Origin of the sequence: Streptosporangium amethystogenes, from assembly GCF_000721075.1 — a bacterium.
GTDB lineage: Bacteria > Actinomycetota > Actinomycetes > Streptosporangiales > Streptosporangiaceae > Streptosporangium > Streptosporangium amethystogenes.
Map to the genome: position 1 here is coordinate 49,733 of NZ_JOEQ01000009.1, position 24,063 is coordinate 73,795.

At 68.5% G+C, this 24,063-nt stretch carries 18 protein-coding genes; 10 read left to right on the top strand and 8 right to left on the bottom strand.

Going from position 1 to position 24,063, the window contains the following annotated elements:
- Nucleotides 1-18: 18 nt before the first annotated feature.
- Together IG98_RS46890 and IG98_RS0115160 are read left to right on the top strand one after the other, a co-directional pair.
- A complete protein-coding gene (locus tag IG98_RS46890) occupies nt 19-9,540 on the top strand; it encodes a calcium-binding protein (protein ID WP_157594349.1) in 9,522 nt (3,173 codons plus the stop codon).
- Between the two features lie 14 nt (nt 9,541-9,554).
- A complete protein-coding gene (locus IG98_RS0115160; protein ID WP_030911822.1) occupies nt 9,555-11,843 on the top strand; it encodes a hypothetical protein in 2,289 nt (762 codons plus the stop codon).
- Between the two features lie 49 nt (nt 11,844-11,892).
- Here the strand turns inward: IG98_RS0115160 and IG98_RS48685 are convergent, their stop codons facing one another.
- Entirely contained in the window at nt 11,893-12,333 is a 441-nt protein-coding gene (locus tag IG98_RS48685) for an ATP-binding protein (RefSeq protein WP_051752125.1), read from the bottom strand.
- A 176-nt stretch (nt 12,334-12,509) separates the two neighbouring features.
- Nucleotides 12,510-12,800, bottom strand: a complete 291-nt coding sequence (locus IG98_RS0115170; protein WP_030911829.1) for a hypothetical protein — start codon at nt 12,798-12,800, stop codon at nt 12,510-12,512.
- Between the two features lie 292 nt (nt 12,801-13,092).
- On the opposite strand from IG98_RS0115170, the gene IG98_RS44925 reads away from it, so the two are divergent.
- The 6 genes from IG98_RS44925 (at nt 13,093) to IG98_RS0115200 (ending at nt 17,631) form a co-directional block, all read left to right on the top strand.
- Nucleotides 13,093-13,920, top strand: coding sequence for a helix-turn-helix domain-containing protein (locus IG98_RS44925; RefSeq protein ID WP_037970390.1), 828 nt, complete (start codon nt 13,093-13,095; stop codon nt 13,918-13,920).
- Nucleotides 13,911-14,117 carry a DUF397 domain-containing protein gene (locus IG98_RS0115180; RefSeq protein WP_030911832.1) on the top strand — a complete coding sequence of 69 codons (207 nt, stop codon included), beginning with the start codon at nt 13,911-13,913 and terminating at the stop codon, nt 14,115-14,117. The genes IG98_RS44925 and IG98_RS0115180 overlap by 10 nt, the downstream gene beginning before the upstream one ends.
- A gap of 45 nt (nt 14,118-14,162) precedes the next feature.
- A complete protein-coding gene (locus IG98_RS0115185) occupies nt 14,163-14,369 on the top strand; it encodes a DUF397 domain-containing protein (protein WP_030911835.1) in 207 nt (68 codons plus the stop codon).
- A gap of 1,094 nt (nt 14,370-15,463) precedes the next feature.
- Nucleotides 15,464-15,754: a MerR family transcriptional regulator gene (locus tag IG98_RS53325; protein WP_245651581.1), complete on the top strand. Its 291-nt coding sequence runs from the start codon at nt 15,464-15,466 to the stop codon at nt 15,752-15,754.
- Between the two features lie 225 nt (nt 15,755-15,979).
- Nucleotides 15,980-16,918 (top strand): MerR family transcriptional regulator, encoded by a 939-nt coding sequence (locus IG98_RS0115195; RefSeq protein WP_030911841.1) that lies wholly within the window; start codon nt 15,980-15,982, stop codon nt 16,916-16,918.
- A gap of 290 nt (nt 16,919-17,208) precedes the next feature.
- Nucleotides 17,209-17,631, top strand: coding sequence for a VOC family protein (locus tag IG98_RS0115200; protein ID WP_030911844.1), 423 nt, complete (start codon nt 17,209-17,211; stop codon nt 17,629-17,631).
- Nucleotides 17,632-17,743: 112 nt separating this feature from the next.
- Here the strand turns inward: IG98_RS0115200 and IG98_RS0115205 are convergent, their stop codons facing one another.
- The 5 genes from IG98_RS0115205 to IG98_RS0115225 form a co-directional block, all read right to left on the bottom strand.
- Nucleotides 17,744-19,180, bottom strand: coding sequence for an ATP-binding protein (locus tag IG98_RS0115205; RefSeq protein ID WP_030911847.1), 1,437 nt, complete (start codon nt 19,178-19,180; stop codon nt 17,744-17,746).
- Nucleotides 19,181-19,345: 165 nt separating this feature from the next.
- Nucleotides 19,346-20,053, bottom strand: coding sequence for an SDR family NAD(P)-dependent oxidoreductase (locus IG98_RS0115210; protein ID WP_245651582.1), 708 nt, complete (start codon nt 20,051-20,053; stop codon nt 19,346-19,348).
- The gene (locus IG98_RS53330) at nt 19,986-20,507 is read right to left on the bottom strand and encodes a cyclophilin-like fold protein (protein WP_245651568.1); all 522 of its coding nucleotides are present in this window, start codon (nt 20,505-20,507) and stop codon (nt 19,986-19,988) included. The genes IG98_RS0115210 and IG98_RS53330 overlap by 68 nt, the downstream gene beginning before the upstream one ends.
- A gap of 16 nt (nt 20,508-20,523) precedes the next feature.
- Entirely contained in the window at nt 20,524-21,546 is a 1,023-nt protein-coding gene (locus IG98_RS0115220; RefSeq protein WP_030911858.1) for a zinc-dependent alcohol dehydrogenase family protein, read from the bottom strand.
- Between the two features lie 67 nt (nt 21,547-21,613).
- Nucleotides 21,614-22,015, bottom strand: a complete 402-nt coding sequence (locus IG98_RS0115225) for a (R)-mandelonitrile lyase (RefSeq protein ID WP_030911861.1) — start codon at nt 22,013-22,015, stop codon at nt 21,614-21,616.
- A gap of 77 nt (nt 22,016-22,092) precedes the next feature.
- On the opposite strand from IG98_RS0115225, the gene IG98_RS54280 reads away from it, so the two are divergent.
- Nucleotides 22,093-22,527: an MmyB family transcriptional regulator gene (locus tag IG98_RS54280; protein ID WP_169750118.1), complete on the top strand. Its 435-nt coding sequence runs from the start codon at nt 22,093-22,095 to the stop codon at nt 22,525-22,527.
- Here the strand turns inward: IG98_RS54280 and IG98_RS0115230 are convergent.
- Nucleotides 22,461-23,615, bottom strand: a complete 1,155-nt coding sequence (locus tag IG98_RS0115230) for an alpha/beta hydrolase (RefSeq protein WP_245651570.1) — start codon at nt 23,613-23,615, stop codon at nt 22,461-22,463. The two genes, IG98_RS54280 and IG98_RS0115230, sit on opposite strands and share 67 nt — an antisense overlap.
- Nucleotides 23,616-23,713: 98 nt before the next feature.
- Here IG98_RS0115230 and IG98_RS0115235 point away from each other — a divergent pair, with 98 nt between their 5' ends.
- The gene (locus IG98_RS0115235) at nt 23,714-24,037 is read left to right on the top strand and encodes a cyclophilin-like fold protein (protein WP_030911867.1); all 324 of its coding nucleotides are present in this window, start codon (nt 23,714-23,716) and stop codon (nt 24,035-24,037) included.
- Nucleotides 24,038-24,063 lie beyond the last annotated feature (26 nt).

Genomic DNA, 24,063 nt, shown 5'->3' on the forward strand with positions numbered 1-24,063 from the left:
GTTTGTCGTGGAGGTCTCATGCGGGCACGTGGACTGCTCAGAATATTGTGTGCGGTGCTCGTCACGGTGAGCATGACGGCCGGGCTGCCTCAGACCGCGTCGGCGCGGTCCCAACGGGACGCCGAGACCACCGCCCTGCTGGCAGGGGTGAAGCGGTTCGCCGATGTGAGCCGGGGCTTCGCCACCCTGGGCAGGCTCGGTGAGCGGTTGCCGCTGGTCGGGCTGGTCCCCGGAGCCGAGGCGGGCCTGGGCCTGGAAACCCTGTTCGATCAGGCGATGTACGACCCGATCAAGGACATCACCAGCCTTTCCGAACTCGAACCGGAGTACACCACGCCGGGCCCGCGGGCAGGCAGGCTTCTCGCGAGCACCCGTGAGGAGGGCGACGTCAAGCGCCTCGACCTGACCCTCGACGTCACCAGGTCGGTCGGCGACCAGCCGGTCAGCATCTCCAGCGCGACGCCCAGGGTGTCGTTCACCACGTCGAAGAGCGTGGACGTCGACCTGAAGCTGAACGCGAAGCTGTCCTTCGGATACGACCAGGCCACCCGGTCCGTCTACCTGATCAAGGACGCCTCCGGCCCCGCGCTGACGGTCCAGGCCGCCGGACGGCTGGACTCCGCGGCGAAGGCCACGGCGGCGTTCGGCATTCTCGGCGTGGACGTGCTGGGAGACTCGGCGCTCGACATCGGCTCCACCCTCACCTTCTCGGCCGCCGACCCGAACGGCGACGGCAGGCTGGACCTGACCGGGACAGGTGAGCTGGCCGCGGAGGGCGCGGCCGCCGGTCTGTTCCGCGTCTCCCCGGCGGGGTCGGCCGCCGCCACCTTCAACCTGCGGGCCCAGCCCTTCGCGGGGGCGCCGGTCGACGGCGCGACCGCGACCGTCAAGGTGAACTGGCCGGACATCGCGACCGGGACGCCACAGGTCACCGTGGCCCAGTCCGACCTGGACCGGCTCAACCGCTTCCAGCACCTGACGCCCAAGGATTTGCTGGACGGGCTGGCGCACCTGGCCAACGCGATCAACGCGGTCCAGCGCTCCCAGTGGCGCAAGGACGCCCAAAGCCCGCTGGAGGGCAACCTGGACCTACCGTTCATGCGCGGCAGCCTGGCGGACGCGGTGCGGGTCTCCGAGGCGATCGAGAAGTTCGTCAAGGACAGCGTCAACGGTGACACCGGCGAGCCGACGTTCACCTCGATCCAGAGCATGTTGGCCGCGCTGGGAGCGGCGAAGAACCTTCCCGGTGGCGCGGTCATCAAGGTCACCGAGGCCGGATACGACGACTCCGACAAGAAGATCGCCTTCACGATCGTCATCGACCGCAACGTCAACGTGACGCCGGAACCGCTCAACCCGGCGGGCCAGACGACCAGTGGCGGCGGCACCGGCGTCACCTATGCCGCCCGGACTCTCAAGCACACGGGCAGGAAGTGGGAGAAGGACGAGTTCAAGGGGCGCACGATCACCGCGGGCACATCGAGCGGCATCGTGGCCGGCAACTCCGCGGACACGATCACCCTGGCCGGCGACTGGCGCAAAAGCGTCCCCGCGCCCGGCGTGACGTATCGGATCGCCTCGTCCGATCCGCTGATCGGCCAGGTGACCTTCGGCGACACCTTCAAGGCCAACGCCGGGATCACCAGGGCGAACGCCGCGGCGTCGACGGCACAGGTCATGCGGGGCTACCACGCCTCGGCGACGGTCGTACTCGACCTGAGCGACCCGGTCACCGGCCAGGGCTGCGCGAGCAGGCCGGACGGCCAGGGCAAGGCGTGCCCCTACCGCCACACCAACCCGGATGGCACCTCGACCGTGGTGTCCGAGCTGCCCCGCGCCGCCGACCGCACCCTGCTCCGCACGGGACGCGACCTGTTCGGTGCCCAGCTGTCGGTGCTGACCGGAGTGAACGTCGACGCGGGCGTCGGCTACCTGGGTGTGCGGCTCACCGGCAATCTGTCGATGGGTGCCGGGAACACGGGCGACCTGCTCAGGGTGACGCTCAAGGACCAGGGTGACGTACGGCTGACACAGCTGTTCGAGCGGCTCGCCGCCAAGCCGGGCGAGCTACTCGACGTCCAGGTGAACGCCGAGGCCAGGGGCCGGCTCGCCGTGGGTGTTCCCGGAGCGTCCGACTTCTTCGGCGGCACGATCTCTGGAGACGTCGTGATGCCGGACATCGGCGATCCGGCCACCGTCGAGTTCCGCGGGTTCGACAGGCTCGGCGAGGTCGGGGAGTTCGGTTTCGACCCCGACAACCCCCGCGCGCTCTTCGGCACGCTGATCAAGTCACTGGGGGCGCTGGCGGCCTACCTCGACAACGTCAAGGGGACCGGCCCGGTGCAGGACGCCCTGGCCACGAAGCTTCCCTTGGTCGGCCGCTCGGTGTCCGAGCTCGTCGCCGCCGAGGAGACAGGCGGCGGCTCCGGCGTCCTCTACGGCAACGGCGGCTGCCGCCCCGACCTGGGCCACCTCACCGACCCCTCGCACACGTTCACCGACGCCTACATGGGCCGGAGGGTGCATGTCGGCAGCCGGCTCCTGCAGGTGGCCGCCGTCTGCGGCGACGACACCCTCGCCTTCACCGAGAAGTTCACCGGCAACATCCCCGAGACCGGCACGCGGTACCGCCTGCGACCTCCCCTCAGGGACGCGATCGACCGGCTGACGGCGGCTCCGCCCGACACCCTGCAGGGTGTGGTGGACGAGCTGAACAAGGCGCTCGGCGGGCAGGTCGGGATCAACTACCTGCCGGGCTCCCCCGGTGAGCTCAAGATCACACTGAACTACGACAAGAAGGCCACCTCCGAGGAGCCGCTGCGGTTCTCGTTCGGCGACAAGAGCCTGGTCGCCGCCTCCGGCTCCGGCACTCTCGACGTCGGCGTGGACGGCGGGGTCCAGCTCGGCCTCGTCGTGCCGCTCAAGGCCGCCTTCGACCCCGCCGAGGACCTGCGGATCGACCCCACCTCGAATGTGTGGCTCGGGGCCCAGGCGGAGCTGAACGGCACGGTCGAGGGCACCATCGGGCCGCTGCCCGTCGCACTCGGCAAGAAGGACGACGACCCCCTGCAGGTCAAGCTCGCCTACAGCGTCAACCTGCGCTACGCGGGAGAGACGGAGGAGCCTGTCAAGCTGGCCGACTTCTTCACCGGTGTCGACCTGTCGCTCAACGAGACCAGCGACTCGGTCCAGTGCGCCCAGGACCCGCAGCGCGAGCAGACGGACCTGGCGCTGTGCGCGGTGCTCCCCACCTACCTCAACGGCGGTCCGGTGACCACCGACGGCAAGCACGCCTTCGTCGTGCGGCTCCCGCGTGTGGCCCCGCTGTCCGACATGTTCGACCTCACCACCGAACTGCCGGACGGGATCAAACGGCTGGAGGTGCCGGACTTCGACTTCGGCACCCTGCCCGCCGGTATGGAGCTGGACTGGTACAACCTGGGCGACGGCATCGAGCGTTACCTCACGCTGATGGAGTCCGGCCTGCGGTTCGCCGCACAGGACGGCAAGCTGCCCGCCGTCGGCGACGACCTCCAGCAGGGTGCCGACTTCATCGGAGCCAAGCGCCAGGAGATCAAGGAGGCGCTCTCCAAGCTGCCGAACCAGGGCAGGGTCCCCACCGGCAAGGACCTGCGGACCTGGTACACCACCTACCTCGCGCCCAAGATCGGCCCAGGAGTGCAGCCGGTGATCAGCTGTGTCACCGCGCAGGGGCCCGCCGAGGGAGAGACGTGCGACGCCGTACCGGGCCCGCAACTGACCGGCATCAAGTTCACCATCGACATCGGCGTCGGAGAGCTCGACCCGGTCAAGGGGTGCTCCGGCGACTGCGAGAGCGTCGAGCGGCGGCTGGACATCGGCGTCCCCGGCCTCGCGCTGCGCCAGGGAGAGGGGGACGGCGTGCAGGCGAACCTCGCCTGGAGGCTGCACGCCACCGTCGGCCTGGACCGCCAGAGCGGGTTCTTCGTCAACTCCGAGCAGGACGACCGGCCCAACCTCGGAGTAGGGGTGAACGTCAAGCTGCCCAAGGAGATCAACGCCAAGCTCTCGATTCTGGACGTGAAGCTGGAGAACCGGCCCACGGCGGCACCCGAACTCTTCGCGGGCGCGTTCATCGTCGGCCTCAAACCCGTCGGCCGGATCGGCATGGCCCAGCTGGCCGACCCGGGAGATCTCGTGGAGACCACGATGTCGGCTCGGGCGAACATCGACTGGAAGTTCACCGTCCAGGCGGGTTCACCGATGCTGCCCGGCCTGTACGGCGGATTCCGGCTCGACTGGGACCTCACCAAGGGGGGCACACCGGACCCCGACGACCTGCACATCTCCTTCAACGACGTGACCCTGGAGGCGGGTGACTTCTTCCGCACCGTGCTCGGCCCGGTGGTCACCCAGGTCAAACGGCTCACCGAACCGGTCAGGCCGGTCATCGACCAGCTCTACGCGCCGATCCCCGTGCTGTCGGACCTGAGCAGGGCGGCCGGGGGCACGGACGTGAACCTGATCACGATCGCCGAGAAGTTCAACACCCTCGGCGGGGGAATGGACACGGAGTTCCTGACCAAGGTGGTCGAGGTCACCAGGGTCCTGTCCAGCCTGCCCGACTGCCAGGGCTCGATCGCCATCCCGATCGGGAGCTTCCAGGTGCTCGGCGGCCAGGCGCTGAACACGCCGAACTCGCCGGACGTGGCGGACTCGCTCATCACCGGGGAGCGCTTCGCCACCGAGGATCTCTTCAAGGCGCTGGACGACAAGGCCAGGACCTGCGCGAAGGCCGGCGCCAAGAGCGGCGCGAAGGCGAAGGCCGCCCCGTCCGGCCCCGTCGAGCACGCGGAGAGCGCCGGGTTCAGCTTCCCCGTGCTCGAGAACAAGGGGAAGGCGATCTTCAGCCTGCTCATGGGCAAGGACGTGGAGCTCGTCGAGTACGACTCGGGCCCGCTGCGGCTCGGGTTCAACTACAGCCAGTCGTTCGGCCCGGTCTACGCCCCGCCGCCGATCATGGTGGTCATCTCCGGCAGCGCCGGCATCGAGGGGCGCATCAAGGCGGGCTTCGACACCTACGGTATCCGCAAGGCGATCGAGGAACGTAAGGTCGACATCCGCATTCTCGACAGCCTCTATCTGGTGACGACCGACGAGCGCGGGCTCCCGCTCCCGGTGATCACCCTGCGCGGTGAGCTGGAGGCCGGGGCGGCGGTGGAGCTGTTCCTCATCAAGGCCGGGGTAAACGGGGGCATCTCCCTGACGATCGCGATGAGCTGGGCGGACCCGACCAACGACGGCAAGTTCCGGTTCGGCGAGTTCGTGACCGTGCTGCTGCGCAACCCGCAGTGCCTGTTCAACATGGACGGCAAGCTCAAGGTCTACCTGAAGGCATGGGTGGAGATCGGAGCCTCGATCTTCAAGAAGCGGTTCGACTGGACGATCGTCGAGGCCACCCTGCTCGACTTCGCCGTACGGCCCGACTGCGAGGTCGAACCACCGAAGCTGGCGACGGCGAGTGGAAACGCCCTCGTCCTGCACATCGGCCCCATGCGCGGGGCTCGCGGTGGCGACTGGGCGGATCCGGGCGACGACGCCGAACAGTGGACGGTGATCCAACTCCCCGCCGACGACGCGCAGGAGGTGGGATTCGCGGTCAGCGCGCTCGGCTTCCGTGAGGAGTACCGAGGCGGTGGGTTCGACCGGGTGCTGGCCGACGGCCGTGGGGCGACCGGCGACCTGCGGCTGCTCTTCCAGGGCTACGCGGACTCGGACGGCAAGCCGTACCCCTTCGACAAGAAGGTGGTGGCCTTCGGCGGCGCGGCGAACGACGTGGTCATGACGGGCGCGGGCGCCTCCGTGGTGGACGGCGGCGCGGGCGACGACCAGATCACCACGGGTGACCAGTACGGCGGTGCCAGGGCCTTCGTGGCCGGCGGGCCGGGCAACGACTACCTGACCGTGGGCGGCGCGGGCGACTGGGTCGCGGGCGATGGCGGGCTCGTTCCCGGCAAACGCAAGGTCGGTGGCGTCGAGGTCGCGGACTGGGACGGGGACGACACTCCGGAACAACCGCAGGATCGCGCCGACGACGGTGACGACAGGATCACCGCGGGTCTGGGCGGCAACCACCTGTGGGGCAACGGTGGAGCCGACACGATCAGCGTGGGCTCCGACAGCCCGCTGGCCGCCGGCGACCCATCCCCCCGCTACCGCGCCCAGCCGAACACCCTGGTCGGCGGGCCGGGCGGGGACACGCTGACCGGCGGCTCGAACGACGACGAGATCTACACGGGTCCGCTGCAGGCCACCGCGCCGGAGGACGAGGGCCCGGAGGACTCCGGGGTCAACTACGTCGACACCGGCGCGGGCGACGACAAGGTCTACGGCGGCAGGGGCGTCGACCTGGTCGCCGGGCGCTCGCAGCCCGGCCAGGTCAGCCGGATCTTCGGCGGCGGTGGCGAGGACGTGCTCACGGGAGGCTATGGGAAGGACGAGATCTTCGGCGGTCCCGGCGACGACTGGGTGATCGCCGAGCCGTCCGAGGTCGGCGAGGTCACCGGGACGGAGCCGTACGGGCCGGTGCGCGCCGTGAACCGCCTGCCACTGCCAGAAGGGGTGGTCGCCTCGGCCAAGCTGCTGGTGGGCGGGTACGGCGACGACCACCTGGTCGGCGGGGACGGCGGGGCCACCGTCTTCGGTGACCGTCGTCGCGCCGAGCCGTGCGAGGAGGCCGAGGACGCCGAGGACGGCCGGGACCTCATTCTGGGCGGCGCGGGCCGCGAGGTCGTGTCGGCGGGCGGTGGCGACGACCGAGTCGCGGCGGGCGGTGGCGACGACCGGGTCTGCGGCGAACGTGGTGACGACGAACTGTACGGCGGCGCCGGCGACGACACCGTCGAAGGCGGGTCGGGCAAGGACACCGGATACGGCGACGACGGGGCCGACCAGGTGTCGGGCGACGGCGGCGACGACACCCTGTACGGCGGCGCCCAGGCCGACACGGTCGAGGGCAACAATGGCGAGGACACGCTCTTCGGCGGCGCCGGGGACGACCTGGTCGTCGGCGGAGACCGTCTCGCCGGAAAGGACGACGGGGCCGACACGCTGTACGGCGACACCGGCGCCGACCGGCTGGTCGGCGACAACGGCACGGCGACGGGGTCGCACGACCTCGACGGGACGCCGGCGACGGCGGGCGCCGGGGACGTGATCCATGGCGGGGCCGGCGACGACACCGCCTTCGGCGGGATCGGCGACGACGAGATCCACGGCAACGACGGCGCGGACCACCTGGAGGGCGGCAACGACGCGGACACCGTGTACGGAGAGGCGGGCGAGGACGAGATCGTCGGCGGAGGAACCGGGACGTACCCTGACAAGGGGGACACGCTGTTCGGCGGTGACGGGCCCGACGTGATCGCGGGCGACAACGCCGTTCTCTCCACGACAGGGGAGGCCACCCCCGTGGCCCGCAGGCCAGGGCAGCAGCGCGCCCACCGGGTGCAACCACTGGGCGGCGGCTCCGGCGCGGACGTGGTGGACGGCGGCGCGGGCGACGACGCCCTCTTTGGGCAGGAGGACACCGACCGGCTGCGCGGCGGTGAAGGAGACGACTACGCCGAAGGCGGCCAGGACACCGACTGGGTGGAAGGCGACCAGGGCGACGACGATCTGGTCGGCGGCTCGTTCGCCGGTGTGGCCGACCAGGCCGACGCGTTGTACGGCGGGCCGGGCGACGACGTCGTGCTGGGCGACAACGCCGAGATCCTCCGGGTGGCCGGGGCGGAGAAACCGACCCGCGCCACCGTGCGGATCGGGTCGCGGGGAGCTCCGATGGCCGCCAGGGCGGTGCGGCGGCTGGGTGGCGCGGCGGGTGAGGACCGGATCTCCGGCGGCACGGGAGTGGACGTGCTCTGGGGCCAGGACGGCGACGACTTCCTCTCCGGCGGCGGCCACGGCGACTACATGGAGGGAGGCGGCGGAGCCGACGTGCTCCGCGGTGACCTTCCGCTGTCGGCGAACTCCACGCAGACCACCGTCACCCCGCTGCCCGACCCGGGCTGGCCGGGAACGGCGGGCGGGGCGCAGGACCTCGAAGGCACCGATCCGGAGGCGGGACAGGACGACCTGATCGGCGGATCCTCGGCCCCCGGCGCGCCGGACGGCGACGACGCGATCGAGGGCGGCGGCGCGGACGACGTGCTGCTCGGTGACAACGGCTCGCTCGTCCGCACCCTGACCGGGACGACGGAGCGGGTCTACACCGAGCGGTACGCCGCGGGCCAGGTGCCGGCGAACGCCACGCGCAGCCGCACCCACGACCCGGACCTGCCCGGCTCCGCCACCCGGTTCTGCACCGAGGCGCAGCGGACGTGTGAACCTGCGGGCGCGTTCGGCGCGGACCGGATGTACGGCGACGACGGCGACGACGGACTGTGGGGTCAGGACGGCGACGACCGGATCTCCGGCGGCGCGGGGAACGACGACCTGTTCGGCGAACTCGGCGCCGACGAGATGGACGGCGGCGCGGGCGAGGACGCCATGCTCGGCGACCGGGGCGGTGTCGTGAACGAACGCATCGACACGGGGGACGCGCGACGGCTGAGCTTCACGGTCAGCCTCAATTCGCCGCCCAAGGAGAGCTACACCGGTTTCCGTGAGGGCACCTACGACCGGCGGGCCGACCTGCTGCACGACGCCGACGGCGACGTCTGGGCCGGCGCGCCCACCGATCCGGCCATGCCGCACGACGGCCTCACCTCGGGTGGCGACGACACCATGCGAGGCGGTCCCGGCCGTGACAGCCTGCACGCCGGGTACGGCGACGACCTGGCCAACGGAGACAGCGGCGGCGACGAGGTCTTCGGCGGCGGCGGCGCGGACGTGCTGTGGGGCGGCAAGGGCTGCGACCCCGTCCTGGACGCGGCGACCCCGGACTGCCTGAGCTCCAACGGGACGTTCAGCCCGGGCGCCAGGGGCACCGGCGATCGGATGGTTGACCACGTGTTCGGCGGCGCGGGTGGAACGGAGCCGGTCGTGCTCGGCTCGGACCTGCTCGACTACAACCCCCGGGGCTCCTACCCGGGTAACTGCGCCTCCGGGCGCTGGCCGGCCGACACGCCGACCACCAGCGTGGACCCGTGCCTGTGGTTCAAGCTGACCGACAAGGCCGACGCCGAGGGTGGCGACGACCAGCATCACCAGGGCGTCGACTGGTTGTACGGCGGAGCGGGCCGGGACGTGCTGCAGGGCGACATCACCGCCAACGGGCCGAACCCGGGGGACAAGATGATCGACTGGAACGGCTCGTACAACCTGTTCAGTCACTGCGGCGCGGCCAACGGCGGCCACAACATCGTCCGCCAGCACTCCCCGGCCATGCAGGACTTCCTCGCCAAGGTGGCGTGGGGTTCGGGCGCCGGCCGTGCGGCGGCGGACGCGACCACACCCGGTACGTCCGCGCACGCGGAACTGGCGATCCCGGCCAACGACAGCGGCTCGGCCTACCCATCCACACCTGGACATTTCGACTCGCCGTGGGCATGCGCGAGCTGAGAAAGGATTCGTCAATGCTGCATCGACTACTGGCGGTGGTGCTCGTGGCCACCGGCCTCTCCGCCGGAGGGGCGATCGCCCACGCGGAGACCGGACCCGAACCCGCCGCCGCGAAGCGGTGCGTGCCCGGCGACTGCTTCGCCGTCACCGCCACCCTCGACCGGGCCCCGGCCGTGGGGCAGACCGCCACGCTGAGCGTCACGGTCACCTCGAAGGAGAAGGCGGCGAACGTGCGGGTCCTGATGGACCTGCCCGAGAACCTGCGTTGGGTGAGCCCGCCCTCGGGAACGAGCCGGGGCCCCGCGACGATCGGGCGCAGCCACCTGGACCGTGCGAGCCGTACCGGCCCGATGAGGAAGAACGAGCAGACGCGTTACGTCGGCACGGTGACGGCCACCGCGCCCGGCCCGGCCGCCGTCAACGTCCACGTCACGGACGGGCGGCCCGGCCCGGGCAACGAGGCGCTGGCCTACGTCACCGTCGGGAAGGAGAAGTCTTTCTTCGGCATGGCGCGACCCGCGACCGTGACCCTCGCCCCTCCGCCCTCCGAGACGCCCGCGGCGGTGGACGCGGCGGTGGACGCGACGGAGGCGGACACCTGTGTGCAGGGCACGGTCGCGCACCTGACGGTCGAAGGGACCGTCCAGGGCGTTCCCCGGCTCAGGCTGCACGTCATGGACCGGGACGCCGAAGGGGGTGACGACGTGCTCGCCAGAGGCGAGACCGACGACCAGGGCGACTACGAGCTGTGCTTCGACGGAGACGACAGCGACGAGAGCGGTGGTCAGGACGTCTACGTGACGGGTCTGTCCTTCAACGACTACTGGTCGGTCCAGGACCCGAGGAACAAGGCCCTCTACACGTTCCAGACGCCCGTCGTCCCGGATGTCGAGCGGGGCGACAGGGAGATCGTCGACTACCTCCCCACGCCCGGTAGCACGGACGAGGGCACGTTCCGGATCTTCACGGCCGCGCACACCGCGTGGAAGGCGTACACCGGCTGGACCGGGAACCCGGGCGGCTGCTGGGTCGCCGGCGCCTCACCCTGCCGCTCGATACCGATCAGGTGGGCCCCCGACTTCACGGTCCCGTACGCCGTCTTCAACAACTGCGTTTCGAGCTGCTCCGAGCCCGACCACATCATCATGAGCGCGACGGATCACCTCGCGAAAATGACCGTGGCCCACGAGGTCGGCCACTTCATCATGGACTACGCCTATGCCGACGCGTACCCGCCGGCCCCCTCGTGCGGCGGTCAGCGCTGGATGAACCAGGTGACCTCGGAGGGATGTGCCTGGACGGAGGGGTGGGCCACCTGGTTGGCGGTCCAGGCCTACGGGGAGACTCACCGGCGCTGGGGGCCGCTGGACGCGTCGGTCGACCTGGAGAACGCCACCTGGGACACCCCCGAATGGGGAGGAGCGACGGGACCCGACATCGAGGGCCGGGTGGCCGGCGCGCTGATGGACATCGCCGACGGTGACCCGAGGAACGAGGTCTACTGGGACCTCTCCTCCGAGGGCCCGGAGAAGGTCGCCTCCGTCGTCGCGGCGAGCAGGCCGAACACCGTCAGCGAGTTCAAGAACGCCCTGCTGGCGGGGATACCGACCCCGGCGGGAAAGCATGAGGCGCTGGCCGCCTTCTATCAGAACACCATCGATCCAGAGTTCTTCGAACCGCTGCTGGACAGGGTCGAGCTCAACCGCCCGCCCTTGCCGTCCGGCGACTACTCCCTCACCACCGCACGGCCCACCTGGTCGGTGGTGGCTGCGCTCCTGGTCGAGTCTCCCACGCGAGACGTCCACGTGAGCCTCTTCAAGGATCAGTCGCACACGAACGGGGTCTCGAGCAAGCAGACCGGAAACGACAAGCCGGACTTCGTCGCCGTCGACGCCACATCCGGTCCGAAGAACTACTTCCCCCACGTCCACAACGCGAGCGCGCTCGACAGCGATTCCTACCTCGTCGAGTTCGCCGAGTCGGAGGGCTCGCTCGCGCCGGCGACCTCCACCGAGCTGTCCATGGAATCGGCCGACATCGTCGAGATCCGCACCGCGGACCTCACGACGGGCAAGCCGGTGAGTTTCACCGTCACCCCCCTCGACGGTCAGGATCTCGACATCTTCACGATGGCGCCCAGCGCGTCCAAGTGGGCGAGACCGAGAGCGGACGCGAAGGGCGCCTTCGCCCGGGGACCGGGCATGGCCGAGCGCATCACCATCACACCGACCGTGACCGGCTCCCACGCCGTGATAGTGATCCAGAAGAACGGGAGCGGGCGCTTCACCCTGGCCCGTTCCTGAGGGTCGGCCCCGGCGGACGGCGGCGCCGCCTGGGTGCCGATGGCGGAGACTACCCCGTGACCTGAAACCAGACTGATCTGTTCGCTCCGTCGTGGTGGGAGCCCCACTCGGCGGCGAGCAGGTCGACCAGCCACAACCCCCGCCCGCCGTCGTTGGTCTCCGGTACGCGTACGGCGGGCGCGCTCGTGACGGAGCCGTCGTCGGTGACCTCCACGTGGACCATCGTGGTGGTCCGGGCCAGGTAGACGGTCATCCGCCCGTCCTTTGTGCGCCCCGAGTCGGAGTGGGTCACCGCGTTGGCGGCCAGTTCGCTCAGCAGGAGCAGTACGTCGTCGAGCACCGGGACCGCCACCCGGCCGGCCAGCAGGTCCCGTGCCCAGCTCCGCACCTCCGATACGGCCGCCACCCGCCCGGGAAAGACCTTCCGCCACGCGCTGTACGGCCCACCCGCCCCCGGCATCGTGGGAGGTTCGTCGTCCTCCCCGAGCATCGTCGAAGTCCCGTCACCGCGATGTCCGAGGTGGCTGTCTTCTTCCCCTGGCTTTTTCGGAACCCTGTCACCGTGGCGTTCGGGGCAGTCTTCCTCTTCCCCCGGCGTTTTCGAGGCTCCGTTGCCGTGGTGGCCGAGGCAGCCGTCCTCTTTCTCTGTTGCCTCCCGCTCGGATCTCATGCGGTCACCGCCGACATGATCATGTCGGCCGCGTTGTCGGCCTCCGCCCAGACCCATTCCCCGCGCTGCCAGAGCCGCGCCCACCAGGGCCGCCAGACGAACGCCCAGCCGCAGTAGCGCCGGACGACCGTGATCCTGACCAGTGCCGTGCCCGTCGCCGACCGGATCTCCAGAATCGGCTGCCCGGCCACCGGAAGGATCAGCGAGGTGCACACCCCGAGACCGTGCAGATCCCAGCTGAGCCGGGTCAGATGAACAAATCGCGCGCGCCGCTCGACCGCCGTCACGCTCCGGTCCTCCGGATGCCCCCGGCGAGTGCGACCAAGGCGCGAAAGGTCACCGTTCTGATCGTTCATCACTCGTTCTCGTCCCTGATTTAAAGGTATGAGGATGCTTTCTTTTTCGTCCTGTCGAACCGAGAAGACGTGTGATTAGATTGCCCGCGTGGCAGGTGGATTCATGGCTGGATTGGCACCCCGGTGGATGCTCTGGAATGTCGGGTGAGGGTTTCCTCATACCAGGGCCTGGAATCGCCGCTATAACAAAAAATCCGTTTTTCTCTATTTCAGGAGGAATGCGATGAGCGACGAGATCCCCCCGGACCCGGGCTCCCCCCGTGCGCGCTTCGGCGCCGAGATGCGCCGTCTGCGCGAGGCCGCCCAGCTCTCCCAGAGCGCCGTGGGCAGACGCCTCGGCTGCACCCAGACCCAGATAAGCCGCCTGGAGAGTGCCACCCGCACTCCGTCCAAGTCCGACGCCGAGCGCCTGGATGCCCTCTTCGGCACCGACGGCAGTACGTACTTTGTGGACCTGCGCGAGTACATCGTCGCCCGCCATGGAGGCCCGGTCTGGTTCATGAGCTGGACCAAGGAGGTCGAGCCATTCGCCATCACCATGCGTTCATGGGATCCGCTGCTCGTCCCTGGCCTCCTCCAGATCGAGTCCTACGCTCGGCACGTGCTCAGCTATAGCGCCAGGATCGCTCCTGACGAGTTGGAGGAGCGTGTGCAGGCGCGTATGCAACGCAGAGAAGTCCTCGATAAAGAAGATTCCCCCCTGTTCACAGCTCTTATCGACGAAGGAGTGCTGCATCGCAGGGTTGGAAGCATAGAAGTAATGCGCGAACAGTTTGATCACCTGCTGGAGATGGCTAAGCGACCGACCATCTCCATACAAGTTGTCGATCCGCAGTGCATAGCGGGTATGTCTGGCGCTTTCATGATCGCCGAACTACCGGGCGGCCAGCCGGACACCATCCATGCGGATTCCTCGGTTCAGGGGCAGGTTACTACCGAGTACGAATTCGTAGTTTCCGTCAAAAGTCAGTATGAGGCGATACGACGATGGGCTTATCCTGAACACATGTCCCTCAAAATGATCGAGGAAGCGAGGCAGGGATGGACCTGAGTAATGCAGTGTGGCGCAAGTCATCGCTTTCTGGTCCGAATGGTGGCCAGTGTGTTGAGGTCGCTGCCAATCTGCCCGGTACGGTTGCGGTCCGCGACAGCAAGGACCCCGATGGCGCGAAGCTGCTCTTCACCCCCGCCCAGTGGCGGTCCTTCGTCGGTGGCATCAAGTCCGGCGACTTCGACCGCCTGATCTGACCTCCTCGGAAAGTCCGAAGACCGTCCACCGGAAGGAGATCGGGAATGGATCTGAGTGCCGCTGTATGGCGGAAGTCGTCGCTCTCCGGAGACAACGGCGCTCAGTGTGTCGAGGTCGCCGCCAACCTGCCCGGTGCGGTCGCGGTTCGTGACAGCAAGGACCCCGACGGCGCCAAGCTGCTCTTCACCCCCGCCCAGTGGCGGTCCTTCGTCGGCGGCGTGAAGGTAGGAGACTTCGACCACCTGAGCTGATTGCCGGGATCAACCTATTTTCGGCCGCTCCTTAATAGGGATAGCACTTCGTCCCTTTCGTTATTTCGGGCCCCCGATCGGTCAACCGGTCGGGGGGTCTGTGGAGGTCGTGCTCGCGACCATCCGGCGACTCGACCTCGCGCTGCCGCCCTTTCCGGCGAGGCGAACCCCATCGTCCTGTCCGGCGAGCACGAGTCCTGCCGGTGGATCGCTCTCGACGAGCTGTCCGACTCCGACCTCACCGACGAGACCGCCCAGACCATCCACGCCTGGGCCGTGTCTCGCCGCTGACCTGCTCCTCAGGGCATGAAAGCTCAGTCCTCACTTCTCCGGAACCGAAAATCTGTAGTGACCGGAGTAGACATCAGTGTTGGGTGGGGGTAGAGTTTCTGACATCGCAAGGAACGGATCCACGAGGGCAGAGCAGGACGTAGGCATCACGACGAACTGCCCGGACGAGTGTGGATAGCAGTAGACGACGCAGAAAGACGGGCAGAAGGTCGGACGTGCCGGGACCGAAGTAGTTGAAGGGTCTCGACCGTGGACGCGCTGCCAACGCAGTGAAGAAGTACCAACGTCGGACGTGCCGGGACCAGCGCAGGCGAAGGGTTCCAGCCGTGGACGCGCAGCTGCGGCACGTGATGCATGAGGTCAAGGAAGCAAGAGATAGCGAAAGGAGTGTTGAACGCCATCAGGATCGCCCGTTGTCGGCTGATGTTCCGCCACACGGGTACCGCAGTCCCACAGATTGGAAGGTGGTCTACGGTCACGCATACGCGATCCCCGCATCCCCGCCCCCATCGGGCGGCCAATGCGGAAGAAACAGGTCGGCCCCAGGGCCGGTAGATGGTGTTGAACCTCGCGGGCCCCGGCGCATCATGGCGCCGGGGCCCCTGTTGGCATTATGGGAAGGCTGTATGGATCGAACACTGATGGCGTCGGCCGTCCGCTCAGAGCCCCGGCTCCGCGACACCGCCGACAAGGCTGAAACGGCCGACAGAGCCGACACCGCGGGAAGGGCCGACGGGCTCCCCGCCACACCGAGTGACATCTCCGGTCACCGGTTCGACGATGAGGACTATCCCGCCTACAGCATGGGCCGTGCCGCCGAGATCCTCGGCGTCACCCCGGCGTTCCTGCGCAACCTGGGCACCGCCAGACTGATCGAGCCGCAGCGCTCCGAGGGCGGTCACCGCCGCTACTCGCGCTACCAGCTACGCCTGGCTGCCCGCGCACGTGAACTGGTCGACCAGGGCACCGCCCTGGAGGCCGCCTGCCGCATCATCATCTTGGAAGACCAGCTCGCCGAAGCCCTGCGCATCAACGCCGAACTCCAGCAGGTCCGCGACCGACGATCCGACAGCGCGGACCGCCGCTCGGCATGAGGGCCGGTGGATCGCTCCTCGTCGCCCCGGCGTCGTCACCGCGACAGTTCCACGGCTGCCCTGCCTCGCACAGGCAGGGCAGCCCTGTCCGTCGGCTGTCGGGAATCGAACGGCACCCTTCCACGAGGCGCCGACGCAGGGGAGCTTGGCCGGTGAGTCGACCGGTTCCGTCCGGCCGGCGAACGGGTTTGCGTCTCCCGTAGGGGGAGGCGCGAGGGTGAGGGCATGAACGGTGACACGCTCTACTCGATCGGTGATCTGGCCCGGCGGACCGGGCTGACGGTCAAGGCCATTCGGTTCTACTCCGACCGCGGGATCGTGCCGCCGACCGACCGCAACCCGGCCGGTCACCGCCTCTACGGCCTCGACGCCGTCGCACGCTTGGACCTGCTGCGGACGCTGCGTGACCTGGGACTGGACCTTCCCACGATCCGGAGGGTCGTGAACCGGGAGATCTCGCTTCCCGAGGTCGCCGCAGCGCACGCCGAAGCACTGGCGGCGCAGATCCGGGTGCTACGCCTGCGGCGCGCGGTGCTGACGGCGGTGGCCAGGCGCGGGTCCACCCCTGAGGAGATGGATCTCATGCACCAGCTGGCCAGGCTTTCCGAGGACGAACGTCGACGTCTGATCGGTGATTTCCTCGACACCGCCTTCGGCGGTCTGGACGCCGACGCCGGATTCGCGGGGATCAAGCGCTCGATGACCCCCGAACTGCCCGACAATCCCGAGGCCGAGCAGGTCGAGGCGTGGATGGAGTTGGCCGAACTGTCCCAGGACCCGGATTTTCGCGCGGTCATGCGGCGCATGGTCGAGCAGCATGCGGCCGAGCGTGCCCAGGGTGACACCACGGTCCTGCGCCGCGACTCCGCCGCGATGGTCCGTGACCAGGTCGGCCCGGCCCTGGCAGCCGGCATCGACCCGGTCTCACCCCAGGCCGATCCGGTCGTCGCGGCGGTCACGGCTGAGTACGCGCAGGTCTTCGGCTGTGTGGACGACGTCGACCTGCGGCGCCGGCTGCTGGCCCGGCTGGAGGGCGCGAACGACCCTCGCCGGGAGCTGTACCTTCGGCTGCTCGCAGTGATCAACGGCTGGCCGGCCCCGGAAAGCCTGACGGGAGTACTCGACTGGTTCATCCAGGCATTGCGTGCCCGGATACCGGGCTAGCGGCGCGGCTCGACCGGAACCAGGCATGGTGCTGCGTCCCTGAACGAGGGCCTACGTTCCTGCGCCACCGAGATCACCCGCGCCGTCGTCGCCGCTCGACTCAACGCCCACGCCTGGATCTGGGAACCGCCGAGCAGCGTGAGCAGCCGGGAGGACGGTTTACGCGTGACCGCAGTAAAGGACACAACCTGTCCTTTACCTCGGTCATAGTGGCGTGCGAGCCGTTCGGGAGGCATAGCCCCTGGTCACGGCGGTCGCCATATTCGTCACATCGAAGCAAGGAGCAGGTCATGTCCGTCACGACCACCACCCACCTGAATTTCCGGGGCACCGCACGTGAGGCGCTGGACTTCTACCGGTCCGTCTTCGGCGGACGTACCGTCACCGTCACCTACAAGGACGCCGGCAACGTGCAGAACGAGAGCGAGGCGGACTGGGTGATGTGGGGCGAGGCGGCCGGCGACAACGGCTTTCACGTCATGGCCTACGACGTGCCCTCGCAGCTGCCCTGGAACCAGGGCGAGAACCCGTTCTTCGTCTCCGTACGCGGTGACGACGCCGAGGAGATCAGCGCCCTGTGGGGCAGGCTCGCCGAGGGCTCGGCCATCGTGCGTCCGCTGGAGCCCGCGCAGTGGGCGCCGCTGTACGGCATGCTCACCGACCGATTCGGCGTCACCTGGGTCCTGGACGTCACCGCCCCGTACAACGGCTGATCCAGCCGACCTCGGTATGCGCCCTCCATCTGCCGGTACCGACAGTGGAGGCGGGCATCAAACAGCGCAAGCCGTACGGCCTGCCACGACCCGGTGGACCTAAGCGGTCGCACTAGCGCTGCCAGGCCGCCAGCAGGTCTTCCGGTGTCCAGGCCGTGGCCAGTGGAAGTCCCGGTTCGTATCCCGACCTCGACACCGCCACTTTCGGCGTCTGCGCGGTCACCCCGGGAACGGCTGCGGAGCCCTGGACCAGCGCGTCATAGTCGTGGCGGTCGAACGGCCGGGCGTCGAGCCATTTGATCGATCCGACGAAGTGGACCCTGCTCGCGACGGGTTCCCGGTCCGCGCCCACGAGATCGATCTCAGGATTGTTCTGCCGATTCCACCATCCGCCCACGGCCTCGGTGTCCGGCCATGCGTCGTCCGGAAGCATTCTGACCAGGCAGTCACGTACGAGTGGCTCCACCGCGCGACCTCGCCAGGTTGTCCAGGAACGTTCGATCCGTCGCAACGCCAGATCCGGTCGGCCTCTTGCGCTGTCGGCGATGGCCCGCTGCAGGAACGCCAGCCAGAACCGGAGATAGTGGTCGGCCACCCGGTACCGCTTGTTCTTGGTGTCGGGCCGGTCGGAGAGCGGGAGGTCGGTCGCCACCACGCGCTTGGCGATCAGGTTCGCGAGGATCGGTGCCAGGGTGCCGGACGGCAACGGTGTCGTTCCTCCCACATTGGCGGCGATCGTGCTGAAGGTGCGTTCTCCGGTTCCAATGGCCTCCAGCACGGTCCGGGCGTAGGTCGCCGACGGAAATTCTCCGAGCAGGGACAACTCGCCGGCGGCGAGAAGAGGTGAGAGCGGGTTGGCGAGACTGTCGCGCAGGAAGTCGATCCTGGACATGCCGCGCTCCCATGAACGGACCACCTCGGGGAAGCCGCCGGTGATGAGCAGCGCGTCCACGGCGTCGGCGGCGGGCAACCCCGTCATGTCGGCGACGTCCTGAAGAGCAAGAGGCCTCAGCGTCATGTGAGCGGCCCGGCCGAAGAAGGGGCGGCCGTACTCCTGCAGGGATTCCATCACCGACAGGTCGCTTCCGACCAGGATCAACAGGATCGGCCGGGCTGAGAGATACCTGTCCCAGGCCGTCTGCAGGGCGCCCTCGAACTCCCCGTCCTGCTCGATCAGCCACGGAACCTCGTCGAGAACCACGATGCACGGGGTCTCGTCACCTGCGGCCAGCGCCAGCGACCGGAGGGCGTGGTTCCAGTCCTGCGGCGTGGCGCCCTGGAGGAACTCGGCGCCTGCGAGTCCGGAGCAGGCGACGGTCTCGGCGAAGTCATTACGTTCCGCGACCGGACTACGGCCTCTCGTCGCCTGGAAGACGACGTACGGCAGACCGGAACGATCACAGAACTCCTGCACCAGGCGGGACTTGCCCACTCGCCTGCGGCCAGTGATGATCACTGCCCGGCCGCGCGTCCCTCCCCTGCCCTCTGTCGCGAGCCGCAACTGCGCGTCGAGTTGATCGAGATCGAAGGCCCTGCCGGTGAACTTCATCGATCCCACCTTAGTAATAATCAATCTTACTTAGATGAAGTCTACATTGATGCCGTCGCCTGGCGTGGCAGATGAGCAGCGGAACAAAAGCTCCCAACAGGGACGGCGAATTCCACGACAGCACCCGAACCCCGTCGTCATGACGCACCGATCCGGGCTCAGTCGTCAGCGGGCGACGTAGCCGCCGTCGACGGGCAGGGCGACGCCGACGACAAAGCTCGCCCCAGGGCTGCACAGCCACAGGACCGCCTGGGCGATCTCCTCGGCGGTGCCGAGCCGGTTGATGGGCTGGTTGGTCTCAGCCTCGGCCTGGTCGAGCTCGCCTTTGGCGATCATGTCGGTGACCATCGGGGTGTCGATGGTGCCCGGGCAGACGGCGTTGATGCGCACGCCGCGTGGGGCGTATTCGAGGGCGGCGCTGGTGGTCAGGCCGATGACGCCGTGCTTGGAGGCGTGGTACGAGGCGCGTCCGGGGATGCCGACCAGGCCGCCGAGGGAGGAGCAGTTGACGATGGCGCCGCTGCCCTGGGCGCGCATGTGCCGTAGTTCGTGCTTCATGGAGGCCCAGACGCCGCGCAGGTTGATGGCGTTGACGCGGTCGAAGACCTCGATGGCCTCGTCGGCGGCGTCGCTGGGCGGGATCTGGATGCCGGCGTTGTTGTAGGCCATGTCAAGGCGGCCGAAGGTCGCGACGGTACGGTCGACGGCCGCGGCGACCTGGTCCTCGTCGGTGACATCGCACACGATCGCGAGCACCTGGTGGCCGGCGTCAGCCAGGTCTTTGGCGGCGAGGTTCAGAGCGGTCTCATTGATGTCGGTGAGGGCGACGGCCGCGCCGGACTCGGCGAAGGCGCGGGCGGCGGCCAGCCCCATCCCGGAGCTGGCTCCGGTGACGAAGGCGACCTGACCGGCGAAGTCGTAGGTGGGGTTCATCGCGTGCTCTCCTGGCGGAAATGGTCGGGTCGGACAGCTGGGGATTGAGAAGTTCGACGTGGACGGGGTTGCGTTCGAGGCGCTCCAGCTGGTCTTTGCCGGATTCGATGTGGCCGAGGGTGATGACGTCGTCGTCATGCTTGCCGTCGGCGCGGTAGATGAAGCCGAGGTTGCCCCACGGGGCGTAGTAGATGAGGGCGCCGTCGCGGGTCGCGCTCCCCGGGGAGCCTTCGGTGGCCAGGCGCTGCGGCAGGGTGCTGATCTTCTCCTTGCCGGCGAAGTCGGTGAAGGCAAGGGTGAGCGGCAGCTGGGCGAGCAGGTCCCGGGCGGTGGGGTTGTCGTCCGTGGTGACGATGATCTCCGCGTCCGTGGTGGAGAAGCGCAGGCGTGGCATGGTGGCTCTTTCGTGGTCAGGGCAGCAGGAGCGCCTTGACGGCGCGGCGTTCGTCCATGGCGCGGTAGGCCTCGGCGGCCTGGTCGAGCGGGAGGGTGAGGTCGAAGATCTGGCCGGGGTCGATCCGCCGGCTGTAGATGAGGTCGATCAGTTCCGGCAGGTACTGGCGGACGGGCGCGGGTCCGCCGTGCAGGTGCACGAGGGAGAAGAACAGCTCGTCGCCGGGCAGCGAGACGTCGTGGGAGACGCCGACGAACCCCATGTGCCCGCCGGGGCGGGTGGAACCGATGGCCTGGGTCATCGCCTCCTGTGTGCCGACCGCCTCGACGACACTGTGCGCGCCCAGACCGCCGGTGAGCTCCTTGATCGCGGCCACGCCCTCGTCGCCGCGCTCGGTGACGATGTCGGTGGCGCCGAACCGGCGGGCGAGCTCTTGGCGCGAGGCGTGGCGGCTCATAGCGATGATGCGTTCGGCGCCGAGCTGCTTGGCGGCCAGGATCGCGCACAGCCCGACAGCGCCGTCCCCGACGACGGCGACGGTCTTGCCGGGGCCGGCCTGGGCGGCCACGGCGCCGAACCAGCCGGTGCCGAGCACGTCGGAGGCGGCCAGCAGGCTCGAGACCAGGTCCGGCTCGGGGAGGCCGGGGGGCGCGACGAGGGTGCCATCGGCGAGCGGGATGCGCGCGTAGTCGGCCTGGGTGCCGATCGTGCCCATCAGCACCCGGTGGACGCACGCGCTCTGGTAGCCCGACCGGCAGATCTCGCAGGTGTTGTCCGAGGCCCAGAACGAGCCGACCACGAACTGGCCCGGCTTGATCGTGGTGACTTCGCTGCCGACCTCTTCCACGACCCCGACGTACTCATGCCCCATCGGGACCGGCCCGTCGAGCTTCTCCACGCCGCGGTAGGGCCACAGGTCCGACCCGCACACGCAGGCCGCCGTCACGCGGATGATCGCGTCCGTGGGCTCGATGATCATCGGATCCGGCCGCTCCTCGACACGGATGTCGCCCGGGGCGTGCAGAACTACTCCACGCATGTGGATCTCCTTTTAGGAAGGTGGGATGTGGGGTCGGCGAAGCACAGACGAAGCACAGCGGCGGTTCTCACCGGCGGGTGGTGGAACGTGCGGCCCCGTACTCGGCGTCGCTGACGTGCTCCAGCCACGTGGTGTCGTCGCCCTCCCACAGCGCGAGGTGGATCATGAAATGGTCGGGGGCGGCACCGTGCCAGTGCTCCTCACCCGGCGGGGTGTACACGATGTCACCCGGGTGCGCTTCGATCAGTTTCCCGCCGCGGGCCTGGATCAGCGCGACGCCCTCCACGATGTGGAGGCTTTGGCCGAGCCCGTGAGAGTGCCATGCCGTACGGGCGCCGGGCGAGAAGCGGACCATGTTCGCCCGCGCCCGCGACGGCTCCTCACCCCGGTAGATCACATCCCACCAGGCGTCCCCGGTGAACATCTCGGCCGGGGCCTTGCTGGTCGGCGGCTGGGTGATCAGCTGCATCCTGGAGTTCCTCTTCGACGATCGTCTTCAGCGGCGTGGCCGTAGCTCCTCTTCAGGAGCCCTGTTTCCGGCAACGGATGGAGTCATCTCCGCCCTCGGCAGAAGATGGCCTCCGTCACGACGTTCCTTTGCCTGGTCGGCCGGCCGCTTCGGGCTCGCACACTCCAGGAACCGGCTCCGGCGCGCGGGTGACTTCCTCGCCGGCCGGCGCGCCAGAATCCCTGCAGCAGGCCGGGCTCCCGGCGGCCACCGCCGGGAGCCAGCCCGGCTTGCGCCGCGAGTGCCCACCGCCGACCCCGGCGCCCGCCCACGAGGAGCGCCCCGGGCTGCAGCGGATGCTGGATGTCATGACCGACGCCCCGGCCATCATCCGCGACAGCCGCATGGACCTCCTGGCCGCCAACCACCTGAGCGCACCATGTACTGGCCCGTCTTCCCACTTGGGTCACTTCAGATTGTTCCGGAAGAACGTGGTCAACTTGTCGAAGGGGATGAGGTTGACGCGATCGTAGAGATCCACGTGACCGACACCGGGAACGATCACCAGTTCCTTGGCTTTACCGGCAAGCCGGTAGGCCTCTTCGCTGAACTCCCTGGAATGCGCCTTCTCGCCCGTGATGAAGAGCATCGGGCGGGGAGAGATCGTCTCGATGTCGGCGAACGGGTAGAAGTTCATGAACTTGATGTTGCTGGTGAGCGTGGGATGCGTCGTGGTGTTCGGGCTGTATCCCCTGGCGGTGCGGTAGAAGTCATAGAACTCACGCTCGACCGGAGTCGAGTTGTCATTGATCTGTTCAGGCGTTCCGCCGGTGTATGCGGTTTGACCACCCGCGAACTCCACGTCGCGCCGTTGCGCTGCCTGCTTGAGGATGTCCTTCCGCTGCTCGAGGGTGACGGAATGCCTGAGCCCGTCGCGGTTGGCGGCGCCCATGTCGTACATGCTGACCGTCGCGACGGCTTTGATGCGCGGATCGATCTTGGCTGCACCGATGACGAAGCTCCCGCTGCCGCAGGCCCCGATCGCACCGATCCGCTCCTTGTCGACGAAGGCCCGGGTGCGCAGGAAGTCCACCGCGGCACTGAAGTCCTCGGCATAGATGTCCGGCGAGACAGCGTTGCGAGGCTGGCCGTCACTCTTGCCCCAGAACGACAGATCAAGAGACATGGTGACGAACCCCTGCTCGGCCATCTTCGTGGCATACAGGTTTGCGCTCTGCTCCTTGACCGCACCCATGGGATGTCCGACCACCATCGCCGGATTCTTCGCGCGGCGATTCAGATTCTTGGGGACGAACAGGTTGCCCGCGACATTCATCCGGTACTGGTTCTTGAAGGAGACCTTCTGCACCTTTACCTTGTCGCTGGTGTAGAAGTTGTCCGCACCGTTGGACGTGTCCCCAGGCGGCAGGTCCGGCGTTGTATGAGCCATCGACGCCGAGGGCGTGGTGGCCTGGACGGCCGAAGTCCAGCCTGTTGCGAAAAGCACACCGAGGACGGCGGCACCGGCGCCGGCCCGCTTGATCAGGCCACGGCGCGCGAAGGTCCGCCCCGCGGATGCCGGTGTCATCGCCTGTCCGGCGGTATCAGACTTCGTATTCATCGTTGATGCTCCCTGCGGTCTGCGCCGACAGCTTTCGGCGGCACGGGAATTCAGCGGTTCCTCTGATCGGATGCCGCTTCACCGCGCGCGGCGTCTCCGTGGACGTGGTCATCGGCGCCGACAACGCCGCCACCCGCGACTTCCTGTCGATGCTCCCGCTCACCCTGACCCTGGAGGAGTTCAGCGGCCGCGAGAAGATCGGCTACCTCCCGCGCAAGCTCGACACCACCGGCTCTCCGGGATCGGACCCGGAAGACGGCGACCTCATCTACTTCGTGCCGTGGGGCAACATCGGCTTCTACTACAACACCGCTGGCATCGGCCACTCCGACCAGGTCATCCACCTCGGCACCTACCAGGCCACCACCGAACAGCTGACCAAGCTCCAAGGCGGCGACGTCACCGTGACCCTGGCCGGCTGACCACCCGGCCCTTCCCCTCCGAACAC

Excerpts from the sequence above, each read along its gene's own strand:
- IG98_RS46890 (WP_157594349.1), top strand. The coding sequence starts at position 19 with ATGCGGGCACGTGGACTGCTCAGAATATTGTGTGCGGTGCTCGTCACG.
- IG98_RS0115160 (WP_030911822.1), top strand. The coding sequence starts at position 9,555 with ATGCTGCATCGACTACTGGCGGTGGTGCTCGTGGCCACCGGCCTCTCC.
- IG98_RS48685 (WP_051752125.1), bottom strand. The coding sequence starts at position 12,333 with ATGCTCGGGGAGGACGACGAACCTCCCACGATGCCGGGGGCGGGTGGG.
- IG98_RS44925 (WP_037970390.1), top strand. The coding sequence starts at position 13,093 with ATGAGCGACGAGATCCCCCCGGACCCGGGCTCCCCCCGTGCGCGCTTC.
- IG98_RS0115180 (WP_030911832.1), top strand. The coding sequence starts at position 13,911 with ATGGACCTGAGTAATGCAGTGTGGCGCAAGTCATCGCTTTCTGGTCCG.
- IG98_RS0115185 (WP_030911835.1), top strand. The coding sequence starts at position 14,163 with ATGGATCTGAGTGCCGCTGTATGGCGGAAGTCGTCGCTCTCCGGAGAC.
- IG98_RS53325 (WP_245651581.1), top strand. The coding sequence starts at position 15,464 with ATGGGCCGTGCCGCCGAGATCCTCGGCGTCACCCCGGCGTTCCTGCGC.
- IG98_RS0115195 (WP_030911841.1), top strand. The coding sequence starts at position 15,980 with ATGAACGGTGACACGCTCTACTCGATCGGTGATCTGGCCCGGCGGACC.
- IG98_RS0115200 (WP_030911844.1), top strand. The coding sequence starts at position 17,209 with ATGTCCGTCACGACCACCACCCACCTGAATTTCCGGGGCACCGCACGT.
- IG98_RS0115205 (WP_030911847.1), bottom strand. The coding sequence starts at position 19,180 with ATGAAGTTCACCGGCAGGGCCTTCGATCTCGATCAACTCGACGCGCAG.
- IG98_RS0115210 (WP_245651582.1), bottom strand. The coding sequence starts at position 20,053 with ATGGGGCTGGCCGCCGCCCGCGCCTTCGCCGAGTCCGGCGCGGCCGTC.
- IG98_RS53330 (WP_245651568.1), bottom strand. The coding sequence starts at position 20,507 with ATGCCACGCCTGCGCTTCTCCACCACGGACGCGGAGATCATCGTCACC.
- IG98_RS0115220 (WP_030911858.1), bottom strand. The coding sequence starts at position 21,546 with ATGCGTGGAGTAGTTCTGCACGCCCCGGGCGACATCCGTGTCGAGGAG.
- IG98_RS0115225 (WP_030911861.1), bottom strand. The coding sequence starts at position 22,015 with ATGCAGCTGATCACCCAGCCGCCGACCAGCAAGGCCCCGGCCGAGATG.
- IG98_RS54280 (WP_169750118.1), top strand. The coding sequence starts at position 22,093 with ATGGAGTCATCTCCGCCCTCGGCAGAAGATGGCCTCCGTCACGACGTT.
- IG98_RS0115230 (WP_245651570.1), bottom strand. The coding sequence starts at position 23,615 with ATGAATACGAAGTCTGATACCGCCGGACAGGCGATGACACCGGCATCC.